Annotated in this window: 18 protein-coding genes and 1 riboswitch; of the genes, 5 read left to right on the top strand and 13 right to left on the bottom strand. The window is 57.2% G+C overall.

What is annotated here, in order from left to right; all coding sequences use genetic code 11:
* Nucleotides 1-11 precede the first annotated feature (11 nt).
* Both alr and JNO50_RS05215 read right to left on the bottom strand, forming a co-directional pair.
* On the bottom strand, nt 12-1079 hold the full coding sequence (gene alr, locus JNO50_RS05220) for an alanine racemase (protein ID WP_189532280.1): 1068 nt from the start codon (nt 1077-1079) through the stop codon (nt 12-14).
* 6 nt (nt 1080-1085) lie between these two features.
* Nucleotides 1086-2393, bottom strand: coding sequence for a D-amino acid dehydrogenase (locus tag JNO50_RS05215; protein ID WP_189532278.1), 1308 nt, complete (start codon nt 2391-2393; stop codon nt 1086-1088).
* Between the two features lie 159 nt (nt 2394-2552).
* On the opposite strand from JNO50_RS05215, the gene JNO50_RS05210 reads away from it, so the two are divergent.
* The gene (locus tag JNO50_RS05210; protein ID WP_189532276.1) at nt 2553-3044 is read left to right on the top strand and encodes a winged helix-turn-helix transcriptional regulator; all 492 of its coding nucleotides are present in this window, start codon (nt 2553-2555) and stop codon (nt 3042-3044) included.
* Nucleotides 3045-3070: 26 nt separating this feature from the next.
* Here the strand turns inward: JNO50_RS05210 and JNO50_RS05205 are convergent, their stop codons facing one another.
* The 8 genes from JNO50_RS05205 to JNO50_RS05170 form a co-directional block, all read right to left on the bottom strand.
* On the bottom strand, nt 3071-5098 hold the full coding sequence (locus tag JNO50_RS05205) for a M3 family metallopeptidase (RefSeq protein WP_189532274.1): 2028 nt from the start codon (nt 5096-5098) through the stop codon (nt 3071-3073).
* 188 nt (nt 5099-5286) lie between these two features.
* The gene (locus JNO50_RS05200; RefSeq protein WP_189532273.1) at nt 5287-5985 is read right to left on the bottom strand and encodes a TonB family protein; all 699 of its coding nucleotides are present in this window, start codon (nt 5983-5985) and stop codon (nt 5287-5289) included.
* Between the two features lie 17 nt (nt 5986-6002).
* Complete coding sequence (locus JNO50_RS05195; protein WP_189532270.1) at nt 6003-6419, bottom strand: ExbD/TolR family protein; 417 nt, start codon at nt 6417-6419, stop codon at nt 6003-6005.
* A gap of 3 nt (nt 6420-6422) precedes the next feature.
* Nucleotides 6423-7115 carry a MotA/TolQ/ExbB proton channel family protein gene (locus tag JNO50_RS05190; protein WP_189532268.1) on the bottom strand — a complete coding sequence of 231 codons (693 nt, stop codon included), beginning with the start codon at nt 7113-7115 and terminating at the stop codon, nt 6423-6425.
* A gap of 669 nt (nt 7116-7784) precedes the next feature.
* A complete protein-coding gene (locus JNO50_RS05185) occupies nt 7785-10337 on the bottom strand; it encodes a TonB-dependent receptor plug domain-containing protein (protein ID WP_189532266.1) in 2553 nt (850 codons plus the stop codon).
* A 408-nt stretch (nt 10338-10745) separates the two neighbouring features.
* Nucleotides 10746-11696, bottom strand: coding sequence for an ABC transporter ATP-binding protein (locus tag JNO50_RS05180; RefSeq protein ID WP_189532264.1), 951 nt, complete (start codon nt 11694-11696; stop codon nt 10746-10748).
* Nucleotides 11689-13104 (bottom strand): ABC transporter permease, encoded by a 1416-nt coding sequence (locus JNO50_RS05175; RefSeq protein ID WP_229804552.1) that lies wholly within the window; start codon nt 13102-13104, stop codon nt 11689-11691. The genes JNO50_RS05180 and JNO50_RS05175 overlap by 8 nt, the downstream gene beginning before the upstream one ends.
* A gap of 110 nt (nt 13105-13214) precedes the next feature.
* A complete protein-coding gene (locus tag JNO50_RS05170) occupies nt 13215-14210 on the bottom strand; it encodes a thiamine ABC transporter substrate-binding protein (protein WP_189532261.1) in 996 nt (331 codons plus the stop codon).
* 43 nt (nt 14211-14253) lie between these two features.
* Nucleotides 14254-14344, bottom strand: a riboswitch (TPP riboswitch).
* A gap of 271 nt (nt 14345-14615) precedes the next feature.
* Here JNO50_RS05170 and JNO50_RS05165 point away from each other — a divergent pair.
* From JNO50_RS05165 to JNO50_RS05155, 3 genes are all read left to right on the top strand, one after another.
* On the top strand, nt 14616-15437 hold the full coding sequence (locus JNO50_RS05165; RefSeq protein WP_189532259.1) for a hypothetical protein: 822 nt from the start codon (nt 14616-14618) through the stop codon (nt 15435-15437).
* 695 nt (nt 15438-16132) lie between these two features.
* Complete coding sequence (locus JNO50_RS05160) at nt 16133-18763, top strand: TonB-dependent receptor plug domain-containing protein (RefSeq protein WP_189532257.1); 2631 nt, start codon at nt 16133-16135, stop codon at nt 18761-18763.
* Nucleotides 18764-18881: 118 nt separating this feature from the next.
* Nucleotides 18882-19055, top strand: coding sequence for a hypothetical protein (locus JNO50_RS05155; RefSeq protein WP_189532254.1), 174 nt, complete (start codon nt 18882-18884; stop codon nt 19053-19055).
* 171 nt (nt 19056-19226) lie between these two features.
* Here the strand turns inward: JNO50_RS05155 and JNO50_RS05150 are convergent, their stop codons facing one another.
* The gene (locus JNO50_RS05150) at nt 19227-20864 is read right to left on the bottom strand and encodes a methyl-accepting chemotaxis protein (protein WP_189532252.1); all 1638 of its coding nucleotides are present in this window, start codon (nt 20862-20864) and stop codon (nt 19227-19229) included.
* 178 nt (nt 20865-21042) lie between these two features.
* The gene (locus tag JNO50_RS05145) at nt 21043-21741 is read right to left on the bottom strand and encodes a GNAT family N-acetyltransferase (protein ID WP_189532250.1); all 699 of its coding nucleotides are present in this window, start codon (nt 21739-21741) and stop codon (nt 21043-21045) included.
* A 180-nt stretch (nt 21742-21921) separates the two neighbouring features.
* Here JNO50_RS05145 and JNO50_RS05140 point away from each other — a divergent pair, with 180 nt between their 5' ends.
* A complete protein-coding gene (locus JNO50_RS05140) occupies nt 21922-23211 on the top strand; it encodes a GNAT family N-acetyltransferase (RefSeq protein ID WP_189532249.1) in 1290 nt (429 codons plus the stop codon).
* Here the strand turns inward: JNO50_RS05140 and JNO50_RS05135 are convergent.
* Nucleotides 23205-25088, bottom strand: coding sequence for a glycoside hydrolase family 3 protein (locus tag JNO50_RS05135; protein WP_229804563.1), 1884 nt, complete (start codon nt 25086-25088; stop codon nt 23205-23207). The two genes, JNO50_RS05140 and JNO50_RS05135, sit on opposite strands and share 7 nt — an antisense overlap.
* Between the last annotated feature and the right edge of the window lie 189 nt (nt 25089-25277).

Below are 25277 nucleotides of genomic sequence, written 5' to 3'. Positions count from 1 at the left end.
ACTGGGACGGATCACAGCACGATGCGGCGGGCACGCTTCACATTGCACAGGATTTCATAGCCAAGGGTTCCTGCGCTCGCGGCCACTTCATTGGCACCCACGACATCGCCCCACAGCTCCACTTCGCTGCCGATGCCAGCCGACGGCAAATCCGTCAGATCGATGGTCATCATATCCATCGAAACACGGCCGATCACACGGGTGCGCAGCCCATCGACAGCGACCGGCGTGCCACAAGGCGCGATACGAGGGTAACCATCGGCGTAGCCGCAAGCCACAAGCCCGACACGGGTAGGCCGATCCGTGGTGAATGTCGCACCGTAACCGACCGCCTCTCCGGGAGGCAACTCCCGCACCCCGAACACCCGGCTTGTCAGACGCATCACGGGTTGCAGTCCGCTCATTTCAGGACAGCCTTCGGGCAAAGGGGAAGCACCATAGAGCATGATCCCGGGCCGCCCCCAGTCGCGGCGGGCCCGCGGGTGAACGGCGATGGCGGCGGAGTTGGCCAGGCTTTCCTCGCCCTGCAAACCACGGCATGCCGCGTCGAATGTTTCGATCTGGGCCTGGGTTGTCGGCAAACCCGGCTCGTCCGCGCAAGCAAAATGCGTCATGCGCACAATCTTGCCAACGCGCCCGCTCGCCATCAGTTGCGCGTGCTTTGCCGCGTACTCGGCCGGCGCGAATCCGGCACGATGCATGCCCGAGTCCATTTTCAGCCAGATACGGGACAACCCCGGCGCATCGGCGGCCAGCACCATGGCCAGTTGCTCGTCGTTCTGAACAACCGGCCACAGGTCGAGAGCCGATACGACCTCAAGTTCATCGGCCTCGAAAACGCCTTCAAGCATGACAATGGGTTCACCGATACCGGCATCGCGCAACTCTACCGCCTCTTCGAGGCATGCCACGGCAAAGCCGTCCGCCACGCCGGACAGCGCCCGCGCACAATCGACGGCGCCGTGTCCATACGCGTTGGCCTTCACCGCCGCGATGGCCTTGCCACCATGCAAGCGACGCGCGAGCAGGTAATTGTGCTTCAAGCGATCCAGCCGGATCGTGGCAAGCAATGGACGCATGATGATTTACGCCCCTGCCGTGCCGGCCGTGGACAACGGCACAACCAGCGTTTCGCCGGTTGCCGCATAACGCTGCAAGGAAAGACCATCGATACGGATCTCCGGTGCACGTCCGGTAATCACGTCGGCCAGAACCTTGCCGGACCCGGCGGACATGGTCCAGCCCAGGGTGCCATGGCCGGTATTGAGCGAGAGGTTGGCAAATCGCGTGCCACCGATGATCGGCGTGCCATCCGGCGTCATGGGCCGCAGACCGGTCCAGAAAGAGGCCGACGCCACATCCCCGCCTTGCGGATACAGATCGGTCACCACCATTTCCAGCGTTTCGCGCCGGCGCGGATTGAGATCCAGGTTATAACCCGACAATTCCGCCATGCCTCCTACGCGGATCCGGTCATCGAAACGCGTAATCGCCACCTTGTAGGTTTCATCGAGGATGGTGGACACCGGAGCGGCGCTCGCATCGGTGATGGGCACGGTCAGCGAATAGCCTTTTACCGGGTAAACCGGGATATCGATGCCGAGCGTTTTGACGAAATCGCGCGAGTAACTGCCCATGGCGACCACCACATGGTCCGCCTCGAGCCGCTCCTGCCCGATACGCACGGCCGTGACCGTATTACCGCGCACCTCAAGACCGTCAACGCTGACGCCCAGGCGGAATGCCACGCCACGAGCTTTGGCCAGCTCGGCGAGCTGTCTAGTAAACAGATGGCAGTCCCCGGTCTCATCGTTCGGCAATTGCAAGCCGCCCTTGATCTTGTCTCCGACACGCGCCAACGCCGGCTCGACCTGAGCACATCCAGCGAGATCGAGAACGCGGAACGGCACGCCGCACTCTTCAAGCACGGCGATATCTTTCTGCATGGCGTCAACTTGCGCCTGAGAGCGGAACAACTGCAGCGTGCCGCCCTGACGGCCTTCATAGGCGATACCGGTTTCTTCGCGCAACTCGCGGATTTTGTCGCGGCTGTATTCGGCCAGACGCATCATGCGGGCCTTGTTGACGGCATAGGACTTTTCGTTGCAATTAGCCAGCATCTGCGCCATCCAGCGCAGTTGGTACAGGGATCCATCCGGGCGGAACGCCAGCGGGGCATGGCGCTGGAACAACCATTTGATGGCTTTTAGCGGTATTCCGGGAGCGGCCCAGGGAGCGGAATATCCCGGGGAGATTTGCCCTGCGTTGCCAAAACTGGTTTCCATGGCGACAGACTCGGCCCGATCGACGACTGTTACTTCGCATCCGGCCTTGGCCAGATACCAAGCGGTCGAAACACCGACTACGCCACCACCCAATACGATCACCTTCATGAACAGACTCTCCACGTTGCGTTTGCGTCCGGCTTGAAAACCGGTTTTTCTGGATCAGGGAATTCCGTTAGTATATTCATTCAGAAGGCATTTTTTTGACTATAATTTACCTTTCGACTAGGTAATTGATCTGAAAAAATCCTGATTTACAGGGGAAATATGAAAAAAAATCTACCTGTCGAACGGAGACTCGACAAGCTTGATTTGAAGATTCTCCGATTGCTGCAGAGCCATGGCCGGATCTCGATGACCGAGCTGGCCGAACGCATCGGCTTGTCCACCACGCCCTGCACCGAGCGGGTGCGCCGGCTGGAGCGGGAAGGGGTGATCGAAGGGTATTACGCGAGGCTGAACCCCCAAGCGATGGGCGCTCAGCTGCTGGTATTCGTCGAGATCAAGCTATCCGCCAAATCGGGAGATATTTTCGACGCATTCCGGCGTGACGTGTGCAATATTCCGGAAATTCTGGAATGCCACCTGGTCTCCGGGGAGTTTGACTATCTGATCAAGGCGCGACTGCCCGACATGTCGATGTATCGCAAGCTGCTGGGTGAAATTCTGCTGCAACTGCCGGCGGCCAACGAATCGCGCAGCTATGTGGTCATGGAGGAGGTCAAAGAGACGTTGCAACTGCCGATCGCCGACAACTGACCGGCCGTTGCAACGCGCGGCCAGGATCAGCGCCTTGCCTGGGCCACACTCGGAATCTGCCGCTGGCCGGTGATTTCCGCGAAAAAGGCCTGGGAGGATGGCGCTCTGCCGAGAAACGCCCTGACCAGTGCCTGAGGGGACGCTTCCCCGCCTTTTTCCAGGATTTCCTTGCGGAAACGCAGCCCGACCACCGGATCCATCACGTTGTCCCCGAAAGCCGACAACATATCCAGAGCCAGGACTTGCGACCACATATAGCCGTAATAGCCAGCGGCGTAGCCCCCGCTGACAATGTGATCGAAAATCCCCGGGAACTGGGTCCCCTCCACATGCCCCAGAGGCGATGCCGACTCCATCGCGCTCCAGGTTTTCATGGCATCGCCAGGACGCGCGCCGGCCAGCGACATGTCGTAGGCGGCATACAACCACTGACGACCATACTCGATGCCACGGCCGAACTGGCGCGCTTCGTTCATGCGCGATACCACGCCCAGATCCACCGGACGGCAGCTCGGACAAGCCTCGGTGAACAGCGCCAGCGCCTCCTTGCGCCGCACCCACTCCTCGAACATCTGCGAAGGCGCCTCAATAAAGTCGATCTTCACATTGGTTCCGGCGTTCACCTGGTAACGCGCCCGCGACAGCACCCCGTGCATGACATGCCCGAACTCGTGAAAGAGCGTCGACAGTTCTTCCTGGCCGAGATTGTCACGGCTGAAGTTGGCAACCAGTACGCTGACCGGTGTAATGCCCTCGATCTGACTGCCGCTGCGCAAGGCAATGGTGGCGTCCTGCTTGAGCTTGCCGTCCCGCGGGAAAAGATCCAGATAGAACGATCCGAGGTAGCAGGTATTGGCTTTGTCGTAGACATCGTACCCGCGCACGTCCTCGTGCCAGACCGGCAACGCCTCGGAAGGCCGGATATCCAGGCCGTACAGCCGACTGGCCACCAGCAGCAGCCAATCGACCGTCGCACCGGTCGGGAACTGCTTGCGAATATCGCTGGCATCCACCCGGTAGTGGGAGGCGATGTAGCTGTCCCGGTAATAAGAAACATCCCAGCGCTCAAGACGCGCCTCGTCCCGGCCGCTCCGTCGTGCCTTTTCCGAAGTCAGCAAGTCCAGTTCATTGCGCTCCAGTTGCTCGACACGCTTTTTGATTTCAGCAAGAAAGCTATTGACCTCGCGGGCGCTGCCGGCCATATGGGAGCGCAACTCCCAGTCGGCGAAACCGGCATATCCCATCAGACGCGCCAGCTCCTTGCGCAACACAACGATCCGGTTCAGCAGCACGAGGTTCTCGGATCCGCCGCGTCGGCTAAGCGCGAAGCTGTAGCGCTGCCGGACAGCACCGCTCTGGGCCGATGACATGACGGCATCGGCCTCCGGCGCGTCAAAACCGATCAGGTATCGCCCCTCCCGGTCTCTGGGCTCGCCAGCCAGGAACCCCGGATCCACCCCTTTGAGTTCCTCTTCCGTGAAAACCAGGCGCGTGGTGTTTTCGCGCAGATTGCGTGCAAAAGCCTGTTGCAAACGACCAATTTCGGCAAAAATCGCCAGCGCCTTTCCTCTGGCCGGCGCAGGCAAATTGACACCGCTGCTTTCAAAATCGAGCAGGATCGATTCACGGGCGGAACGGTCCACGACATCGACCGCCACATAGTTTCGGAACCGCGCATACAGCTTTGGAGATTGGGTGATTTCGTTGAACAGGGAGGTGAACGCAAGATCGCATTTCTCAGCCGCACGACGCAAGTCAGGATCGGGGCTGACAGTGGCCCACAGGCTGGCGGGCTGCCAGACGGCATTCAAATCTACCAGCATGCGGTTCCATGCGCGCATCAGGTCGCTATCGAAACGGCCTTCTTCGAAACGGGCGATCTGACGTCGGGTCGTTTCGAGCTGACTCTCGCAAGCGACAGTGAACACCGGGGCATCGGGGACCACGACTCCCCGGTCTCCAACCGATGCCCAACCAGCTGACACGGACAGAAGAAAGAGGGCCACGGCGCGCACACCATAACTCCGCACGATCAACAACCTGCTTGTATTCATCCACTTCCCCGCCCACTTCCAGACTTCATAGCATCAGATCAGAATTGCAATATATCAGAAGATTTCAAGACAATTAACAATCCGGCTCAATGATTGGCGCGCCGACTGCTTCACCGCCATCCCGCCCTGCCAAGGACAATAAAAAGACCGGCCATGGGCCGGTCTTCGGACTCGCAGGCATCCCGCCCTTACTGGGCGTCCGTGATATTGAAGCCGATCGCGATTTCTGCCAGGTGAGTCGCGCCGTCAGCCTGGAAGCGGTACTGCATCAATGCCGACTTGGCGCTGTTGTTGAAAATCCGGTTGCTCGATTTCTTGATCTCGACATGCGAGACCCGGCCATCGGGCCCCACGGTCAGGATCGCAACCACTTCGCCATTGATCTCATCCTGCAAGGCCTGGCGCGGATAGTCCGGTTGAACCTTGTGAATGGGAACCAGCCCCTTGATCACCGGCCCCGTGCCTTGCGCGCCATTGCCAGCCGTGGTCTTGGTGCCCACCTCGGTCGGAATGGTCGGACCGCTCGACTTGACACCGTCGGGCATGGCCTTCGGGGTTTCCAGCGGTTCCGGCGACGTTTCCTTGATCGCCTTTTGCTGAGGCACCGGCTTGTTGATCACCTTTTCGATGACCTTGGGCTCGGGCTTGGGCTCGGGCTTCGGCTCTTCCTTGGGCGGCGGAGGCGGAGGCGGAATATCGACCACCTGCATGGTCTGGGGCTCCTCCGGCTTCTTTTCACCCTGCAGACCCACTACTCCGAAAACCGCCGCGGTAGCGGCCACTTCGATCGCCAGGGCAATGGCAAAAGCCTTGCCGTACGATAACGTGTTGCGTTCCCGCTTATGCCCCTGGGGCCAGAGCGGGCCGGGATAAGGTGCAGCAGACATAGGCATCATCCGCCTCCTTACGCTGCCGACTTCTTGGCGGCAATACCGACATTGGTAATACCCGCGCCGCGCACGATATCGAACACTTCCATCAGCTTCTGCAGGTCCACGGTCTTGTCACCGGCAATGATCACGTCGACCTTGCCGTTGCTCGCCTTGGCGGACTTCAACTGAGCGGACAGCGCGTCCTTGGTGGTCGGTTTGCCTTCATAACGCAACTCACCCTGGTCGGTGACCGATACGGTGACCTTGACCGGCGGCTTGAGGGTTTCGGCGGTCGAGGATCCCGGCAGCTGCATCGGGATACCCGCGCCCTCGATCATCTTCAGGGTCACAACCATGAAGAACACCAGAAGGAACATCATGATGTCGATCATCGGCACGATCTCGATCCGAGCTTCCTTCTGCTCGAAATAACGATGACGGTTGCTCATGACTTACGCTCCCTGGGCAGCGGAGGAAGCGGGAGCGGTCTTGGGCTGACGGGCTTCGGCAACAGCGACAGTCGCGGCTCCGGCGTTGGAGGCCAGACGGTTGATCAGCATGACCTTGATCAGTTCGTTCTGGTGACCGGCCAGGCGAATGCGCTTGTTGAAATAGTTCAGGAACGAAACGGCAATGATGGCGATCATCAGGCCGCCACCGGTCGCGATCAGCGCGTGGCCGATACCGCCGGTCACCGCGGTCGGGTTGCCGGTACCGCTGGTGCCCAGAACGGAGAAGGACTGAATCATGCCGATAATGGTGCCGAACAGGCCGAGCAACGGGCCGAGCGTCACGGCGCTGTCAAGCAGCCAGATGTTCTTGTCCAGCTTGGGAATGTCCCAGAGGATGGTTTCTTCGATGCGGCGATCCAGGGTGTCTGCGTCGTCATTGGCCGACTCGACGGCGGTCTTGAGGATGCGGGCCTGAATGGATTGCTCGTAGTGCTTGGCAACCTGGTTGAGCTTCTCCAGGTTTCGTCCGTTCACCTGCTTGATATCGTGCTCGATATCGTGGCCGGTTTTCAGCACGCGCTGAAAGAAGTAGAAGCGCTCGATAACAACGGCAATCACTCCCAGCAAGATGAAAGCCAACAGGGGGACCAGGCCGCCCGACATAATGCTGACTTCAACGATCATATTCCACATGACTATTACCTATTGCAAAAACGTGTTGAGAAGGCACCGTCAAGCGCCTCGTGGGCGAAATCCGGCACACCGATCCAGGCTTTAGACAGCCTGTTCACACGGGTTAAGTTTCAACGGCTGCAGCGGTAACAGAGACAGACTCCGTGACATCCTGGCAACCACCACCTGAAGTTTCCTTATCTCTCAAAGTAAGGCTTGCGTGCGCTTTTTGTTTTTTCGTCGACTGTATCCAGCGACCGCACACACCAATGATAATTTCATGATTTACATCAAGGTGACAACAAAAAATTTCACCTGTCTACACAGCACCTTCACAGTGTTGCTTTTTCGTTACAAAGCAACAATCATGCCAAAACAAAAATAGCAAAATTATCAAACAAATTCAAACGCTTACCAACATCAAATCATAAGGAAATAATGAAATATCCTACGATTATTTGCACCGATATTGACATGATGCACAAGGTTGGTGCAATGCAACATCCTGTCGGACAATATATGTCACTTTCCGAAAACAGGCGTGTTGTTTTGGGAAAGCAATATGGGACATGAATAAGCAACGCTTATAAAATTTTCAATAGCACACACGCAGAAAAATGCAATGAAATCATAAAGAAAAAACCGCGAAGCCCGACAAGCTTCGCGGTTTTACGCTTCATGCATGAATGATTATTTGAACTTGTAACCCACGTTCATGTAGAAGAAACGGCCTTGCGCGGAGTACAGATCGGTGTTGAAACCAGTGCTCGCGTAGTTGCCGAAGGTGGACAGCGGCGGCTTCTTGTTGGCCACGTTCTTGACCCCCGCGGTGATTCGGGCGTTCTTGATGCCGGAATACTGCAATTGCACATCGAACAAGTCGTACGCGCCGACGGTATGACCGGTCACATTGTCGTGGCTGTAATCCTTGTAGCCGCCGATGTAGTTGTAGGTCAAGGACGGCGACCAGGGGCCGATGTCCCAGCTCACCGTGTGCTGCATGCGGGTCTTCACCGCGCCGATCAGGTCGGCGTTTTCGTAAAGCGGACCACCGGTGAAATCCTGAATCTGATCGCTGATCAGGTAGTTCAGACCCGCGGTGTAGGTCAGCTTGCCGAGGTTGCCCAGATCTCCACGCAGGATCAGCGAAGAATCGATCCCGCGAATCACTTCGCGGCCCATATTCATGTAGGGGCTGTCGATATTTTCGATATCACCGCTCGCATTGCGAGTCACGAGTCCCGGGAAATTGTTCAGCACGTATTGATCATTCGACTTGATCACGTTGGTCTTGTTGATGCGGTAGTAGTCGATCGACAACGACGCCCACTTGAACGGCTCGACCACCAATCCAACTGAACTGTTATAGGACTTCTCAGGTTGCAGTTTCGAGTTGCCGCCGTTCGTCACCGGTGTGGAGTAACCACAATAAATATTGTCAGTAGTCACGACAGGGCACCGCACAGGATCGCGCAAATTGTTATAACCCGTCGAACCCGGTGTATACAGCTGCTGCAACGACGGCGCACGGAACGCGGTGCTGTAGGAGCCACGCAGCATCACCCGACTATCCGGCTGCCAGCGGAACGCCACCTTGGGATTGAAGGCGCCGCCGAAGTCGTTGTAGTAGTCGTAGCGCTCCGCCAATTGCAGCTCGAACGACTTGGAGACCGGGATATTGACTTCGATGTAGGCCGCGCGGGTATTGCGGTTGGCGTTCATCGACGCGCCTCCCTGGCCGATGACATCGCCGACTTCCGCGGCGGCATCGGACCAGGTGCGTCCCGTTTCGCGCCGCGCCTCGAGCCCGATGGCCACGCCCACGGCGCCGCCCGGTAACTGAGCCACTTCCGGATTGGAGAGCTTGAAGTCCCAGAAGGTGATGGAGGAGCGGCCCTTGGTCCAGGGTTTATAACGCAGGCTGGCCATGACCGCCGGATCGACCGGCAGGAACGGGCTCAACTGCTGATTGGCAATGGCCTCATCAAGCGCACTGATTCTGGCAAAGTTCTCACTCGCGCTGTCCACATCGTTGCGGCTATAGCCCAGCGCGGTTTCCCAGTCCCAGGACGACAGCGAGCCGCGCAATCCGGCCAGCGCGCGATAGGTGTCGGAGGTAATCAGCGTCTTGCGATCCCCCAGCCCCATCAGGCGCCAAACGAACCGTGAGTCTTTGTTGACTGGGTTACCGGCGACGCCGGCAGGAACCCTACCTGAACTCGGCGTCGGCGCGATCTGCGACCAGTCCTTGTTGCGGGTATAGGCCGCTTCGGCGAACGCCGACAAGGTATCGCTGAACTTGAAGTTGAATTCACCCAGCACGCCGCGGCGCTCGGCCTTGTCCATCAGGTTCATGTGCGGGTTGGCATTGAACAGACACTTTCCGCCAACCGGCGTTGTCGGGCAATTCCCGAAGACTTTCCATGCACCTTGAATACCGGTATCCGGATCGACGTACGGATCGGTCTTGTCGAACCAGGAAGGAATGGCGCCGGTCGGCGAACGCGCGTCAATCCCGCCACGGGAGCTCGTGTCCGAATCCTTGGAGAAATCCCGATCTTTCATCGCAATTTTGCTGCGATCATAGGTATCCAGCGTTACCAGGAAGTTGTAGCGATCGGTTTCCAGATCGCCCACGCCAATGGTCAGGTTGGAGGTGGTTTCGGTGCCATCGCTCTTGCTGCTGGTGCCGTAACCGATCTTGCCTTCGATCCCCTGGTAGTTCTTGCGGGTCACGATGTTGACCACGCCGGCGATGGCATCGGAACCGTAAATCGCCGAAGCACCATCCTTGAGAATTTCGATGCGCTCGATGGCGCTGGCCGGAATGCTGTTAAGGTCGACGAAGTTGGTGAAACCACCCTGGGCGATGCCGTAGCCGGTCATACGACGGCCGTTAAGCAGAACCAGGGTGTTGTCGGGACCAAGACCGTGCAACCCCACGCTGGACGTGCCCGGGGCGCTTTGCAGACCGGCGCCCTGCTCGCTGAAACCGGCGGTGTTGGATGGCAGTTTGAGCAGCAGCTCGGCGACGGTGCTTGCACCGGTTTTTTCGATATCCGCGCGCTTGAGCGTCTCGATCGGCGACGGGCCTTCTTTCTGAATGCGCTTGATGTTGGAACCAACCACTTCAATGCGTTCGAGTTTCTCTGTGCCAGCTTCGGCCGACCAGGCCGATGACGAGGCCAGGCCAGAGCCCATCAGGGCAATGGCAACCACCAGCGTTTTCCTTTTGTAGACCATGTTTTTCTCTCCAGATCCTGGGTAGAGTTGTTATATGAAGCAACGTCGATAGTGATCTCCGTTGACCCCCATAAAACTATTTCATGAATCCGACATAAATAACAAACGCTAAACGTCCCGGAGGGTGATGTTTATCCAACACATGTTGTTTTTTTGCAAACTACAATATCCCTGCACAAAAAAACACCAATTTTTAATAAACTATCAGTTAAACATCAAATACTTAACCAACAATCAATGCCATTCAGGAAAACCATAAAACAACAAAATTCATAATAAATGGACTTGCCACACCACCTCTGTCATCCACAAAACATCACTATGTTGATGAAACACAACACACCAACCAGCTAGGAAGCCTATACCCGAAGCAGTAGAGGGAGATAAATTCAAAAAAATGAGCGCGCCTCAGCAAAAATGGATGACCTTGCTGAAATCGATGGCCAACCCGATCTGCCCCCCCTGGTCAGGCCGGATGCCCAGCACGCCAAGTTCCCTCGCGGAAATCCGGACACGGTAAAATCCCGCCGACTCGCTTTGCACCTCAAGAAGAACCTGACCCACACCCCAGGTCACCGAACGAATAGTGGCTCGCGGGTAGGCATCGCCCAGAAGAAACGCTTCGTCGGGAATCGCCCTGTCTTCGTCCACATTCTCGAAGCCGAGAAACCTTGCCAGCCAGGGTGTCGCCGGCGCCGCCATCAATGCCTCCGGCGCGCCAACCTGCACAAAGCGCCCCTGATGCATCACCGCCACCCGATGAGCCATGGAAAAAGCCTCATGCCGGTCGTGCGTCACCAGGATGGTCGCGGTGTTTTCCGCGGACAATCTGGCGATGCACTCTTCCTGCAAGGCCTTGCGCAAATGGGCGTCAAGACTGGAAAACGGTTCATCGAGCAACATCACCCGGGGTCGCGTCACCAGGGACCGACCCAGCGCAACGCGTTGCTGCTCCCCACCGGACAACGACCAGACCCTGGATCCGGCATGATGGGCCAAGCCCAGACTCTCGAGCATGCTTTGCGCCGTACGCCTTGCCGTGCGACGGCGAACGCCTCGGGCACACAAACCGAATGCGACATTGTCGAGCACATTCAGATGGGGAAACAGTGCAAACTCCTGAAACATCAGGGCGAAGTGCCGGTCTTCCGTCGCGGTATGACAAAGAGACAAACCGTCATAACGAACGTCTCCGCATTCGGGCGGAACAAGTCCGGCGATAACTTTCAGCAACGTGCTCTTCCCGCACCCGGAGGGTCCGAGGATAGCCAGCCTTTCACCTCTGGCCAGCACCAGATCGAGATCATCAAGGATTGAACGATCGCCAAGGCGCACCGACACGCCATCCAGTTCAAGCACGGTTTTCCTTTCGATGGTCGGGCCATTCGATCAATACGAATGCCAGCAAGGCAAAGATCAGAAGCCCGCCAGACAGGCAGGAAGCCGCATCGATATTGCTCTGCCCGGCCCGGCCAAGTCGCTGATAGATCAAGGTTGTCAGGGTCATCCACTCAGGACGGGATAAGAAGAGAGTCACAGCGAATTCCCCCACGGCCGTCGCGGCGGCGAACGCCAGCCCTCTTCGCAATGCCGGGGCGACAAGCGGCAGAACCACGAACCAAAGCGTAGAGAACGTTCCGCGCCCCAAAGTGCGTGATGCCGCAAGCCACGAATCCGGCAAGCTGTCCAGCGAGTTGGCGACACTGCGCGCGACAAATGGATAGGCCAACAGTACATAACCGGATAACAGCAAGGCCAGGCTCGCAGACCATCCCGGGTAAACCACCAACAAGCCGAATGCCACACAGACAGGAGAAACAACAACAGGCAACCATGCCATCGCCCTCATGACGGGGTGTCGCGATGCGAACGCATGGCACAAACCGATGGTCGTTACCCCAATAAGAGTCAATGCCGTAAAGCGTAGGGTATTGAGCAGAGCCACGCGGGTCTCCTCTTCCAGCCAAATATGCCAGGCACCGCTTGCTGCCGCTCGCCAGACAATGGCGGCGAGTGGAGCGAAAAGAAACACCATCAATAACGAGAGGCAACATACCGCCAGGGTGATGGCCTGCCAACCGGTCACCGGCCTAAGAGCAAGGGCGTGCCCCGCCAGCGGTCGCGCCAGGCGCCGCTCCAGCATGCCGTGCAGCAGCGCCACCACGGCAGCAAACCCCATGGACACAGCAGCGAGGACAGCCGCATCGCCAAGATTCAGCTCATAGGCGACCATGCGATAAATTTCGACTTCCACGGTGGCATAGCGGTAGCCGCCCAGCAGCAGCGCGATACCGAATCCGGAAAAGCAATACAGGAAGACCATGCACAGCGCCGACAAAAACCAGGGACACGCTTGCGGCCACTCAATCCGGAAAAACACCGACACGCGGCCGGCCCCCAGGACTCGCGCGGCGCTGACATGGCTGTCCGGCACACGGGAAAATCCTTCGACCCCCGCCCGCAACACCAGAGGCAGGTTATAGAACACATTGCCATACAGTAGCAGCCAAGCCGACTCATCAAGCTCGCATCCGAGTATGCCACCAGAGCCGAATAGCGTGAGAATTCCTACGCCGGCCACCAGTGTCGGCATTACGAATGGCAGCATCATCAGTCGAAGCAACAGGCTGCGCCCGGCAAAAGCATGGCGCGCGACAAACCACGACAAAGGCACGCCCAGCAGAAGAACCACCAGACAGGTCGCCAGAGCCTGCGCGGCAGACCACCCCAACCGCCATTGAGTGGATGGATCCAGCAGCAGCGCCATGGAGGCCGCCGCCCGCCCTTCCATAAGAAGCGACACAACCGGAATCAGCGAAGCGACGCACAAAAAACCCAGCGGCGGCAGAGCGAACCACCACTTGCCCAAACGCTCCATCAGCGCAAAATGGTACGGTTAAAACGGGACACCCAGCCCGGGGCATTCTTGCGGATGCGCTCTTCGGACGGCGTAGAGTGGGAACGCGGACGCTCCGCGAACCGGAAAACCGGGTTGATGGTCACGCCTTCGGTAACCGGGTACATCCACATGCTGGTCTGAATGGCGCCCTGCACCGGAGCGGATCGCAAAAACGCGATGAAGCGGACTGCAAGGGCCTTTTCCCGTCCACCTTTGAGGGTTGCCGCGCCTTCGATCTGACGGAAAACGCTGCCCGGCAGCAATAGATTGCCGGTCGGCGCCTCTTTCAGTGCCGTCTTGCTGTAGAACACCTCCGCGGCCGGACTCGAAGCGTAACTGAGCACGATGGGGCGTGAGCCACCGTTGCGGGTGAACTCCGTGTTATAGGCCTCGCTCCAACCCTTCACCACTTTAAGGCCGTTGTCCCGGAGCCGCCGCCAATACGCAAACGCCGGATCCTCGCCCATATATTCGATGGTCGACAGCAAAAAACCAAGCCCGGTGCTGGAGGTGGCGGGATTCTCGATAACGAGCAGGTTTTTCCATTCGGGCCGGGCCAGATCCTCGAGAGACGCGGGTAACGGTTTTTTGTGCGCGGAGAACCAAGCCTTATCAATGTTCAGGGTGATGTACCCATAGTCGGTACTGACTGCGCCGGGCAAGGCCTCTTTCACCACAGGCATCGCCGGTTGAACCGGATCGAGAACCCCTGCCGCCCGGGCTTTACCGATAAGGGTATTGTCGATCCCATAGACAACGTCAGCGATAGGGTTGGCGCGGGTCAGGATCAGCTTATTGACCATTTCCCCTGCGTCGCCCGCCTTGATGATGGTGACGCGGGCGCCATGCTGCCGTTCGAATCCTGCGATCAGGTCTTTGGGCAACTCGAATGAGGAATGGGTGATCACCCGCAGTTCGGCCGCCTGGGCCAGGGACAAAGACAGCAAAAGCGCCGTCATCATTCGTCGTTTCATTATTGCGTCTCCCCGGCCTTTCTGCGCAGCATGGGCACGGGCACGCTCGGACGCGACACGCTCCCTACGCCGGCATGACCCGGATCAGGTAATGGGGTCTGTCTCAGCCCGTCAGGGCACCCCCGGTGTTCAAGGGAAACATTATACGGCGCGCAGCGGGCAAAAAAAACGGAGCCGATAGGCTCCGCAAAAGCATCGCATGACAGAGTACGAACAACGCGGCAAGACTTGGGGGTCTCACGCACTGTCTATAATGCAAGTGCCGTGCCAACGGAGGGCGCCCGAAAAGGTGTTTGCATCACGCCGAAGTCTTCGATCCGCGCACCAAGATGGCCCCGTCGAGCACTGTCATAGTGCCACTGCGACGGGGAGTACAATTCCAGTCACGTGGGTTATCATATAAACATGACATCCTCCGACCAAGCTACCGCGCAGACGGCCAAGGACGACACCAGTTTCCGTGCGCCGGAAAACGAAAACACGCTGGCCAACCTTGCCATGCCATTGGCCGAAAGCGTCCTGATCGTCAACCAGGCGCCGACTGTCTTCTATGGGATTTTGCACACCAGCCGTGCCACGACAGAGCAGTCCGACTTCTATCGCGTTCAATATCGGAGCTTCCTTCAAAATGATGCCAATGAATGGCATCGGCTTGATGGCGAGGAGTCCCATTATCATGCCGTGTACAACTGCGCCTGGGTGAGGGTCGACCACCCCAGCCGATCGGTCACGTTCGGCCCGAAAAACGGCATTTCTCCCAGTGACATGATGCGAGGTACCGGCGTTGATGCCTTTCTGTTCGCCTCGGTCATCGCCTGGACCAAGGCGAGTTATCCGGACTACGCGGTCAGCCCAGGCATGATCACCATGCCGGCGGGAGCCAGCGAGGACGACAAACTGCAAAAGCATGCCTTTTATGCCAGCCAGGGCTTCTCCTTCGAGTGGAAAGATGAATTGCAACGCTCCGGCCTTTACTTCAGGGACAAGGTATCCCGCCTGATCGGCGTCTGCACACTGCCGAATCTGCAAATGTTCAATGGCGAGACCATGCTACTGTCGCTCGCGGAGCAGGATCAGGCCCGCACCACCATGCAAACCAAAATCAACCAGATGGAGGCTCGCAGCGCTTCACTGCAGGCACTGCTGCAAAAGGAACGCAGCACCACCCAGGTGCTACTGGGCGTTCTGGTCCTGTTGCTCATCATAGGGACTTGGGCCGTGATTTGATCGGCTCATGCGTCCAGGCGAGAGCGGGTGCAGGCATTACCGCCCCCAGCCCAAGCCACCGACTAGCAATTGCCATTCCAAAAAATTTTCCACAGATCCGTCCGAGATTTTGTCTCTTCCAGAAGCCTCTATCATGGCGACCTAGAACAAACACCAGGACTCGAACCTTCTGCTCACATGAATCACGCGCATAGAGGATCACCTTCTGGCAAGTTCAGAAAAAGCACCACATGCACGAAGGCAATCAAGCTGCGGACACATCAATGTCGCATAATTACAACAACGTTGTATATCAGCAACACTATTCGATCCTTTTTCTTACAGGCTCCGCTGCCCTAGTCGCCTGTTCCATGCTTCAAGAATGGCACGTAGGTTAATTCAATTATTTTTCAATAAATTCAAACAACTACTACACAAACTGGCCAAACAAAAAGCCTTCTCGTACACCAGTCCCTTGTATCACCCGTTGCAAAAAATGCTTTCAGGCGAAGAATCACAGCGTGTCTTACCAAGCGTCAAGCCAGAAGGTTCGTTGATCAATATGATTATTCTGTTTGACTATCAAATAAAAAGTTAATACTTTTCATAACAATGACAAATAACATTTTTCGGCCTGTTTTCGTCCTCAAACAGTAGCAGGAAATTCTAAAGTCATTCCGGCAGCCCCGGAAACAATCGAGAGATAAGGGAACAAAATGAAACTGAAGCATTTGGCTTATGCCATTGCCTCCATAGGCATGGCAGGTATTTCTATGGCTCATGCAGCCGACCCGGTCAAGACAGAACAACTGGAGCGTGTCACGGTTACTGGCTCCAACATCAAGCGCATTAACCGCGAAGGGCCAACGGCTGTCGAAATCATCAAGAAAGGCGATATCGAAAAAACCGGGGCCACCACTGTCGTAGAACTGCTAGAGAAATTACCCTCGGTGACCAGTTCCTTCAATGGATCGGAGTCCGCGTCCTTCGCCAAAGGTGGAGCGAGTGCCGCTCTGCGTGGTATGAGCGAGAAGTACACCTTGGTGCTTCTCAATGGACGCCGCCTTGCCAACTATGGGTTCGCAAACAATGCCACCAACACTTTTGTTGATCTGAACAGCCTCCCGCTATCGGCAATCGAATCGGTGGAAATTCTGCGCGATGGAGCTTCAGCAATCTATGGCTCGGATGCTGTCGCTGGCGTCATCAACTTCAAAACCAAGCGTAACTATCAAGGCATCGAAGGATCTTCTCGAATCGGGGCCTATCAACGAGGTGATGGGGGTTCGTTCAGTGGCAACTTGACCGCCGGCTTCGGCAGTCTGGATGAAGATGGCCACAACCTGCTGCTCTCCCTTGATGTCTACCATCGTGAACCCACGTTGAGTGATAAACATGATGCGACCCGAACCGGAGATCACCGCAGGTTTAATGGTGCAGACGAGCGTAGTACAACCTATGCAGGTGGCGGCTACCGAAATTATTCGTCCGGTGGAAAAAATCTGCCGAATCCGATCTGCCGAGGAAGTATTGAAACCGATGAACGAGGCGACGCTTTCTGCTACACGGATCGCTCCTCGCAACTGGCGCCACGTCAAGATCGCTTAGGCATTGCCGCCATTTACACCAAAAAGCTCAATGCCCAGAACGAACTGTTCGCAGAGTTCGGTTACTACCGGAATGAAACGACTTATGGCAGAGGCGCCCCTTTCTTCGAGAGCATGGTAATGCAGACCGCCGGGTCAACCAACCCGGCCCTGGCAACCTTGCCTGGGTTCGCCCCCGGTAATCAACTTGTATTTAACCGCTCGGTGCAAGAAGCTGGCCCCCAAACAGAAAAAGTTACCAGCGATACCTACCGGTTCGTTGCAGGTTTCCGCGGCACGTTGGGAAATTGGGATATCGATACGGCTATCAACATCAATGAGAACCGTATTAAGGATGAAGTCAATAATCAATTGCTGAAGGACATGGCCAAGACCCAACTGCAAAATGGTGTCCTTGGGCAAGGAGGATACGATCCATTCACGCTCAACAACCCGTCGAGCGTTGTCAAATCGATGCTGACCAACACCCGACGTACAGCAACATCGAAGCTTCAGGCAGTCGACTTCAAAATGGCAAATAGTGAACTTGTTGCATTGCCAGCAGGGAATCTGGGTTTTGCTTGGGGCACGCAGGTAAGCCATGAGTCCATGGAAGATACCCCTGACCGTCTGGTGCAGGCCAAGAATATTAGTAACCAAGGGGGATCTGCATCGAGTGGAAGCCGTACTGTAGCGTCGATTTATGGCGAATTCAGCATTCCTGTCCTGAAAAAGCTGGAAGTTCAGGTTGCAGCGCGCGCAGACCACTACAGTGACTTTGGTAACACCGTCAACCCCAAACTTGCTTTCTCCTGGAGACCTTGGGACTCCGTTCTGGTTCGGGGCTCGGCAACTACCTCCTTCAAGGCCCCAACGCTGCCGGAAATGTATGCACACACTCAAGCCTATGTAACGGTTGCAGACTGGAAGCGTTGCATCCCTCTTGGGTACGGCAAAGGACAATGCGTCTATCAGCCCAAATACTATATGGAAGGAAACCCGAACCTGCAGGCCGAAAAAGCCAACAACTACTCTCTTGGCATCGTCCTGCAACCCACCAAAGAGCTGGCTGTCAGCCTTGACTGGTATCAAATACTGCAGCGCGGCACGATTCAGCCGCAAGATGCTCAATACACTCTCAACAATGAGGACAATCGTTACGCGGCTAACATCGGGCGAGATCCGCGCAACCCAGCCCTGGAAGCTCAATATCCCGGACTGGATCGTGGTCGCATCAACAGTATTACAGCACCATTCCAGAATATTGGAAGAACGCAGACCGACGGGATTGATTTTGCGATGACGTATGAACTGTCGATGGGGGCATACGGCAAGCTCAAATTCAGCGAAGCCTATAACCAGATTTTGACGTTCAAACAATCGACGATCCCGAACAGCTCCGTTCTTAGCCGCCTGGATAGTCTGATGGCTCCCAAATGGCGCAATCATCTGAGAACCAGTTACCAAAACGGAGGCTCGGAATATGCCCTGACGGCACGCAGCTACTCGCGCGTGCGTAACATAGTGGATCCGACGGATATGGAGCATTATGACGGATCATATGTGCCGAGCTATACCGTTTGGGATCTGGATATGACATTCAAGCCAATCAAAGATCTCACTCTGAACGTGGGGGTAAACAACGTTTTCAATAAAGCCCCCATCTTCTCGAATGCATCGGGCAAAGCCGACTTCGTTCCCAATCAGGGTGACTATCTCGGTCGATTCTTCTACGTTAATGCCCGCTACAAGTTCAAGTAAAAATCTAGGTTAAGTGGCAAACCGCCCTTCGGGGTAATTAACGAGATGGTCAGCCCGACCGAAAACCCCAGCAGGTCTCAAACCTGCTGGGGTATTTTTCATCTTCGGGGAGATCTTCATGACAACAGACGTACTCATCGGTCTGGAGATCGGCACGCCCCCCTTTAACCCGATTGTGTATGATTCATCCGACAACCCGATCTTCAAGAAACCGTTCAATCGTGCTCACCTCATCACGTTGCCGGCGAATCAAATCAACTTGTTGCCGCATCGTGATGAAAGCCTGCTGTGACCATGATTGGTCGGAACACCAAGCCATGTTGGCATTGCATTCCCTGCGAGATGCCCGTATTGTCTGGCGGGTATAAATCAACCATCTGATTCATGCGCTATTCAAATCAAGGTCAATGGGTCAACACCTCCGAATCATTGTTGGCCTCTACCCCCAGTACTCAGGGGCACATTACTCAACACAAAACCGCCCCACAATCGCACGCAGCTTCTCCGTTACCTGTCCCATGCGTTCAACGCTGTCGGAAGTTCGGCTCGCGGTTTCGGCATTGACTTGCGCCATCTGGGCGATCTGCTCGACATGGCGGGCAATGTCCTGACTGGCGATGCCCTGCTCGTTAAGCGCCGAGGAAATATCCTGCACCACGCCCACCACGCCCGAGGCGCTCTGTCTGATGCGGCCAATCGATTCGCCGCCCTGCTCAGCCAGCGCAAGCCCGGTCTTCGCCCTGTCCACGGCTTCGTTCATCCGTTCGCGGGACGCCGTTGACCCCGTTTGCACATCCCCGATCATGCCGGCGATCTCCTGCGTCGACGTGGCGGTTCGCTCCGACAGTTTGCGAACCTCGTCGGCCACGACCGCGAATCCCCGCCCGGCCTCGCCGGCCCGCGCCGCTTCGATGGCCGCATTGAGGGCGAGCAGGTTGGTCTGGTCGGCGACATCGCGGATCACCTGCATGATGCTGGAAATCGCTTCCGTTTTGGCGGTCAGCTCATCAATGGACTCGGCGGCCTGATCCACAGTCCGATTGATTTCCCGCATTTCTCCAACCGCGCGGGAAATCACCTCGCCACCATCCGCCGACAAGGATCCGGACTCTTCGGACAAGGCGCGGGCATCACGGGCATGCTCGGACAAGTGGGTAATGCTCACCGTCAACTGTTCGATCGAGGCCGCCATCGAGGTCGCTCCTTCGCTCTGCTGGCGAGAGTTGTCGGCCACTTCGCCTGCACCGCCAACCACTTCCTCCGTCAGCCGGCGCACCTCGTCCGCGCTGGCGACGATGGCGGAGACCATGCTCCGCAACTCTTCCTGCATGTGCGCAATATGAGCGATCAGACTGTCTTTATCGCCCTGGCGAACCGTCACCGGAGTCGACAGCTGTCCTGAGGCGATCTGTCGCACGATGCCTGCCGCAACGGCGGGTTCCGCCCCCAACTCTCTCATCACACTGCGCTGCAACAACATGCCCAATCCAACCGTCGCCAGAATGATCACCAGCACTTGCACACCTATGCTGAGCCATTGTTCCACTACGGCATCATGAATGTCGTCAAGATACAGGCCTGTGCCGACCACCCATCCCCAGCGAGGAGAAGTGTCGATGTAGGCCATTTTCGGCTGGGGCGTTTCGGCTCCCGGCTTGCTCCAGGAAAAGTGCACGAATCCGTTACCGCGGCCGCGCTGCAGGGTCTCGTCGAACAACGTCCCGAGATTTCCGCCCTCGGGAATCTTTACGCCGTGCATGTCCTTGCCGACCAGTGCCGGACTGGTGCCATGCGCAAGCCAGCGCATGCTTTTGTCCAGCACGAAAAAATACTCCTTGCCATCAAAACGCAAAGCCGTCAGCGCCTGTTTCGCATCGCGTTGCGCGTCCGCTTCGCTCATTTTCCCGTCGCTGGACATCCGTTCGTAATACTTGAGCAGGCTCATCGCATTCTCGACCTGACCGCGTATCCGGTCCTGCCGGTCATTCATCATCTGCGATTCAATGGCGTGGATCATCAGAGCGCCAAGCAGGGTCGATAAACCGGCAACCACCACGGTCATCCACAACAACCTCGCCCTGAGCGTCAGTTTCTGCAGCATGGTTCGTCCTTATCTCTGTTTCCATGTGTTATGTAATGCGGCATTACCACATCATCTCCATTGTCATGACTTTTTCACGCCAAGGCTTGCGCTATGTCATTAACCACAATGGGTATTAACACCAAAACAGGACAACCAATATGCAAACCCACATCACCGAAAGCTCATATCTCTCACGTCAGGATGGCTCTCGGCAGTCTTGCAGACGACGACTCTGCCGACCTTCCCTATCGAAATTCTCCGCCGACAGCCAGCGCACGAATCCGCGCTCCACATTTGGCCACTCCCGATCCAGAATGGAAAACCATGCGGTATCGCGGTTGCGTCCCTTATCGACCCTTGCCTGGCGAAACGTGCCCTCATAGGTAAACCCGAGACGCTCGGCCGCCCGCCAGGAAGGGCGATTGAGCGTATTGCATTTCCATTCATAACGCCGGTATCCCCACGCGAAGGCCTGCCGCATCATCAGGTACATGGCTTCGGTCGCCGCCGCGGAGCGTTGCAGCCCGGAAGAAAAATGCAGCCATCCGACCTCGATGACCCCATCGGCGGGATTGATACGCAAATAGCTGGCCATCCCCGCCGGTTTACCCTTCACCAGAATCACAAAAAACAGCGGATCGGCGGACGACTCCATGGCCCGCAACCACTCAAGGAAAGCGGCGCGCTCCGCCGGCATGGTCAGATATGTCCAATTGGCGAGACCACTGTCACTCAACACCGTGAACAAGTCCTCTCCGTGACGCCCGGCATCCAGCGGCGCCAGTTCACAATAACGTCCCGCCATCGCGATCCGCTCCGGCTGCCTCGCACCGCGCCATCCTTCGACGACACGCCCGACAGGCTGCCCGAACTCATTGATTTCAAAAGGCTCCATTGTTGTCCTCATCAGACTCCGGCACTCGCATAACAGCCATATAAAGGGAAGACAAACGCCAAAGTACCGCGTCATTCCCGCCGATGCTCACATGAAAGCCAGTAAACATGACATTGAAATGTTATGATGACAAACCCCAATGGTACCACCCGAACACCAACGGCTTGCCCACGGACCGCCATGCGCACACTTCACACCCCCCGCCTCATCCTGGAACCCCAGACCCGCCAGCACGCCAAAGAAATGTTCCATGTCTTAAGCGACCCGGCAATCTATCGCTACGAAAACACGCCTCCTCCATCCATAGGATGGCTGCAGGAACGCTTCGAACGCCTCGAGGAGCGCAGGAATCCGCATAATGATGAATATCGCCTGAACTGGGTTGTCCGGCACCCCGAACAAGGGTTGATCGGATTTGTCCAGGCGAGCGTTTACGAAGACCGCCATGCGGAAATCGCCTATGTGTTCGCCAGCCATGTCTGGGGCAACGGTTATGCGGGGGAAGCCGTCACCGAGATGATCGCGGAACTGGCCGGCACATATGGCGCACATCATTTTCTTGCGGTGCTCAAATGCGCGAACGAATCCTCATTGCGTCTGCTGAAGCGTTCCGGATTCGAAACCGGGACCGGAGGCATCCCCCCCAGAATGTCGGTCGATCCGGACGAAACCGTTTTCCACAGAACGCTCGGCGCGACACGTTCCGCCGGTACTCGACTCGCCATCGCGCAAATGCCCATGGCGCCAACGGCACACGCAAACCTTGCCACCATAACCCGATATCTTGCCCTTGCCGCGGAACACGGGGCCAAAATTTGCGTCTTTCCCGAATTGTCCGTGCCGGGCTTTCATCGCGGCATCCGGGAGGAGGCAAAATCCCGTGCCCAGGCGGAAGCGCTGGATCGTATCCGGGCACACTGCCGCTCACTGCGTATTGCCGCCCTGTTCGGCACACTCGTTCCGCCGGAAAGCCACGCGCCATTCAATGTCCACGTACATATCGACGCCTCGGGCAACCTGGCAGCCACCGTCGCCAAGAACGGATTGACGCCCAGCGAGCAGACGTTCCTGACAACCGGCCACACCCGCGCTATCGGCCATCTGGGCCATTTGCGCACCACCTCTGTGCTGTGCAGGGAGGTGCTGGATCTGGCTCTTCTTGCCAGGCAGCTTCCTCCCGGTAGTGTCGACATGATTTTCTGGCCCAGCATAATCAGCGCGATCCCCGATGGAGCGGACGGTATCGATTACTTGCCCAACGCCAGGCAATTGGCCCGGACCGCCTCGGCCTGGCTAGTCCAGTGCAATTGGCCGATGTCGCTGAACGAGCCAGGCGCCAGACAGCTTGGCGGCAGCGTTGTCATCGCGCCTAATGGCGAGGTGACACACCGCCTGCCGGTCAATGGGCTCGGCATGGGACTCGTGACGCTTGGCGAAACCGGCATGATGTGGCTCGCGCAGGATCAGTAACGCAATCCGAATCCGCGCGAATAACGCAGCGCTCCTGGCGAACCATCCGGTCGCAGCTCGTAGATCGCAACCGGAAGTTTGCCCGACAATGGCGAGTATCCCAGCATGGCATCGACGGCCGCGGGCAAGGATTGTCCGCGCCAGCCGTTTTCATAGCCGTAATAAGCATATGTGGCGAGTGTCGCATCGGAAATATCATCAAAATTGACGACATCGTAAGGCGAGCGCATCGACACATGAACAATCACTTTGTTTTGGTTTTTGGCGTACTCCATGGCGTAACGCATCCTCTGCATTTCCCAGGGTCCCGCAGCGCGCATGGCCAAGACCGAAGAAGGCGCGTCCTCCTCGACATTGAATACCAGAGAACCGGATGAGGTGAAGGGCTGCCGCTCCAGACCGGCAAACGCCGTGACACGAGAAATCCCGGCATCGGGATCGCCATTGCGCTCGACAGGCGACATCCCTGTCGACAGAGTACCGAGCACAACGATGTCGGCCTCATCGATCGCCCGCTTTTGATCGCTCCATGTCATCGAGGCGAGTTTGCCCATCTTGACCGAACGGTAGCCGTGCTCGTCGAAACGGCGTCGCATCGCTTCGGCCTGCTCGCCCCAGGGAGTCATGATGAAAATCCGCTTCCCCTCGGCTTTCAGGGGCAACACGCCGTTCCGGTTAAGCAAGGCGGTAACGGATAGATGGGCAATATGCTTTTCCAGCTCCCGATGATCGGGGCTGCCGATGACAGAGGCGGAAGGCAGCGGCTTTGGATGCCCCATGCCATGGCGCAGCTTCATCGCAACAATCCGGCGTACGGAGCGATCAAGAGCCGCGCGATCGATCAGGCCGGCATCGACAGCGGCAGCGGCGCGATCGATCAGGCCGGCATCGACAGCGGCAGCGGCGCGATCGACCAGCACGGACAGCCGCTTCGCGCCCGAAGCCGTGCGAAACTCGACGGGCATCAGCGCAATATCGACGTCGGCCTGAAACACCTTGATCACGGCATCGTCCGGCTCGAAAAAGTCAGCGATACCTTTCATGTCCAGCGCATCGGACACCGTCACACCACCAAAACCGAACTCCCCGCGCAAAATATCGTGCTGAATGACCCGCGACATGGTGGCCGGCGGAATCATCTGCTCGCCGGTGCGAGTCCGGATCAACGAGTTGTCCAGCGCCGGATACTGAATATGGGCGGTCATGATCATTTCGGGAGCCCGTCCGGCGGCGATGGCATCGCGATAGGGCGCCAAATCGACGGCATACGCTTCACGGCGCGTTTTTTTCACCACCGGCAGTCCGTAGTGCGAATCCGTTTCGGTGTCGCCATGCCCCGGATAATGCTTGAAGGTTGCGATCATTCCCTCGCTCTTCATGCCCTCCGCCATCGAATTCCCCAGCCGACCGACCGTTGCGGCGTCATCGCCAAAAGCACGGACATTGATGACCGGATTGAGCGGATTGCTATTGACGTCCACAACCGGAGCAAAATTGACATTGAATCCCGCCGCCGCCATTTCCGCAGCCAATACCCTTCCCTGATCGAAGGCCAATTGATCCCGCTTCGTGCCTTCGAATGCCGCGCCCAGCGCCATGTTGCCGGAAAACGGCGTCGACAGCGTGCGGGGCAGCCGAAACACGTTGCCCCCCTCCTGGTCGACACCCACCAACAGTTGAACCGGGGAACCTTGTGCCGCAGACTTGATTCGTTCGGTCAGCCGTCTGGTCTGATCAATGCCAGTCAAATTATTGGCAAATAGAATAACCCCGCCAATATGATTGGCGCGCAATGCGCTCAAGGCGGCATCCGGCAACTCGGTCATTCCTTCGGTGCAATCCGGACGTTCCCCGGAACACCAGTAACGGAATGCCATCATGATTTTTTGTCCGACCTTTTCACGTGTGGACATGTCCCGGACAATACGTTCGGCACGTATTTCGCTCGTCTGGCCGCCTCCCGAGCAGCCTGCCACGAACAAATAGGCGGCCATCCACGACAATGGTCGCAAACCAAGGGTCCTGGTCATATTCCTCCCCCTGCGATTCATGAACAGATAAACACG

Source organism: Paludibacterium paludis (genome assembly GCF_018802605.1).
Taxonomy (GTDB): domain Bacteria; phylum Pseudomonadota; class Gammaproteobacteria; order Burkholderiales; family Chromobacteriaceae; genus Paludibacterium; species Paludibacterium paludis.
Note: the sequence above shows the minus strand (reverse complement) of the source record. Positions and strands in the feature narration are given on the sequence as shown.

What these genes read in the sequence shown, in the direction of transcription:
- alr (WP_189532280.1), bottom strand. Translation starts at nt 1,079, where the DNA reads ATGCGTCCATTGCTTGCCACGATCCGGCTGGATCGCTTGAAGCACAAT.
- JNO50_RS05215 (WP_189532278.1), bottom strand. Translation starts at nt 2,393, where the DNA reads ATGAAGGTGATCGTATTGGGTGGTGGCGTAGTCGGTGTTTCGACCGCT.
- JNO50_RS05210 (WP_189532276.1), top strand. Translation starts at nt 2,553, where the DNA reads ATGAAAAAAAATCTACCTGTCGAACGGAGACTCGACAAGCTTGATTTG.
- JNO50_RS05205 (WP_189532274.1), bottom strand. Translation starts at nt 5,098, where the DNA reads ATGAATACAAGCAGGTTGTTGATCGTGCGGAGTTATGGTGTGCGCGCC.
- JNO50_RS05200 (WP_189532273.1), bottom strand. Translation starts at nt 5,985, where the DNA reads ATGTCTGCTGCACCTTATCCCGGCCCGCTCTGGCCCCAGGGGCATAAG.
- JNO50_RS05195 (WP_189532270.1), bottom strand. Translation starts at nt 6,419, where the DNA reads ATGAGCAACCGTCATCGTTATTTCGAGCAGAAGGAAGCTCGGATCGAG.
- JNO50_RS05190 (WP_189532268.1), bottom strand. Translation starts at nt 7,115, where the DNA reads ATGTGGAATATGATCGTTGAAGTCAGCATTATGTCGGGCGGCCTGGTC.
- JNO50_RS05185 (WP_189532266.1), bottom strand. Translation starts at nt 10,337, where the DNA reads ATGGTCTACAAAAGGAAAACGCTGGTGGTTGCCATTGCCCTGATGGGC.
- JNO50_RS05175 (WP_229804552.1), bottom strand. Translation starts at nt 13,104, where the DNA reads ATGGCGCTGCTGCTGGATCCATCCACTCAATGGCGGTTGGGGTGGTCT.
- JNO50_RS05170 (WP_189532261.1), bottom strand. Translation starts at nt 14,210, where the DNA reads ATGAAACGACGAATGATGACGGCGCTTTTGCTGTCTTTGTCCCTGGCC.
- JNO50_RS05165 (WP_189532259.1), top strand. Translation starts at nt 14,616, where the DNA reads ATGACATCCTCCGACCAAGCTACCGCGCAGACGGCCAAGGACGACACC.
- JNO50_RS05160 (WP_189532257.1), top strand. Translation starts at nt 16,133, where the DNA reads ATGAAACTGAAGCATTTGGCTTATGCCATTGCCTCCATAGGCATGGCA.
- JNO50_RS05155 (WP_189532254.1), top strand. Translation starts at nt 18,882, where the DNA reads ATGACAACAGACGTACTCATCGGTCTGGAGATCGGCACGCCCCCCTTT.
- JNO50_RS05150 (WP_189532252.1), bottom strand. Translation starts at nt 20,864, where the DNA reads ATGCTGCAGAAACTGACGCTCAGGGCGAGGTTGTTGTGGATGACCGTG.
- JNO50_RS05145 (WP_189532250.1), bottom strand. Translation starts at nt 21,741, where the DNA reads ATGGAGCCTTTTGAAATCAATGAGTTCGGGCAGCCTGTCGGGCGTGTC.
- JNO50_RS05140 (WP_189532249.1), top strand. Translation starts at nt 21,922, where the DNA reads ATGCGCACACTTCACACCCCCCGCCTCATCCTGGAACCCCAGACCCGC.
- JNO50_RS05135 (WP_229804563.1), bottom strand. Translation starts at nt 25,088, where the DNA reads ATGGCATTCCGTTACTGGTGTTCCGGGGAACGTCCGGATTGCACCGAA.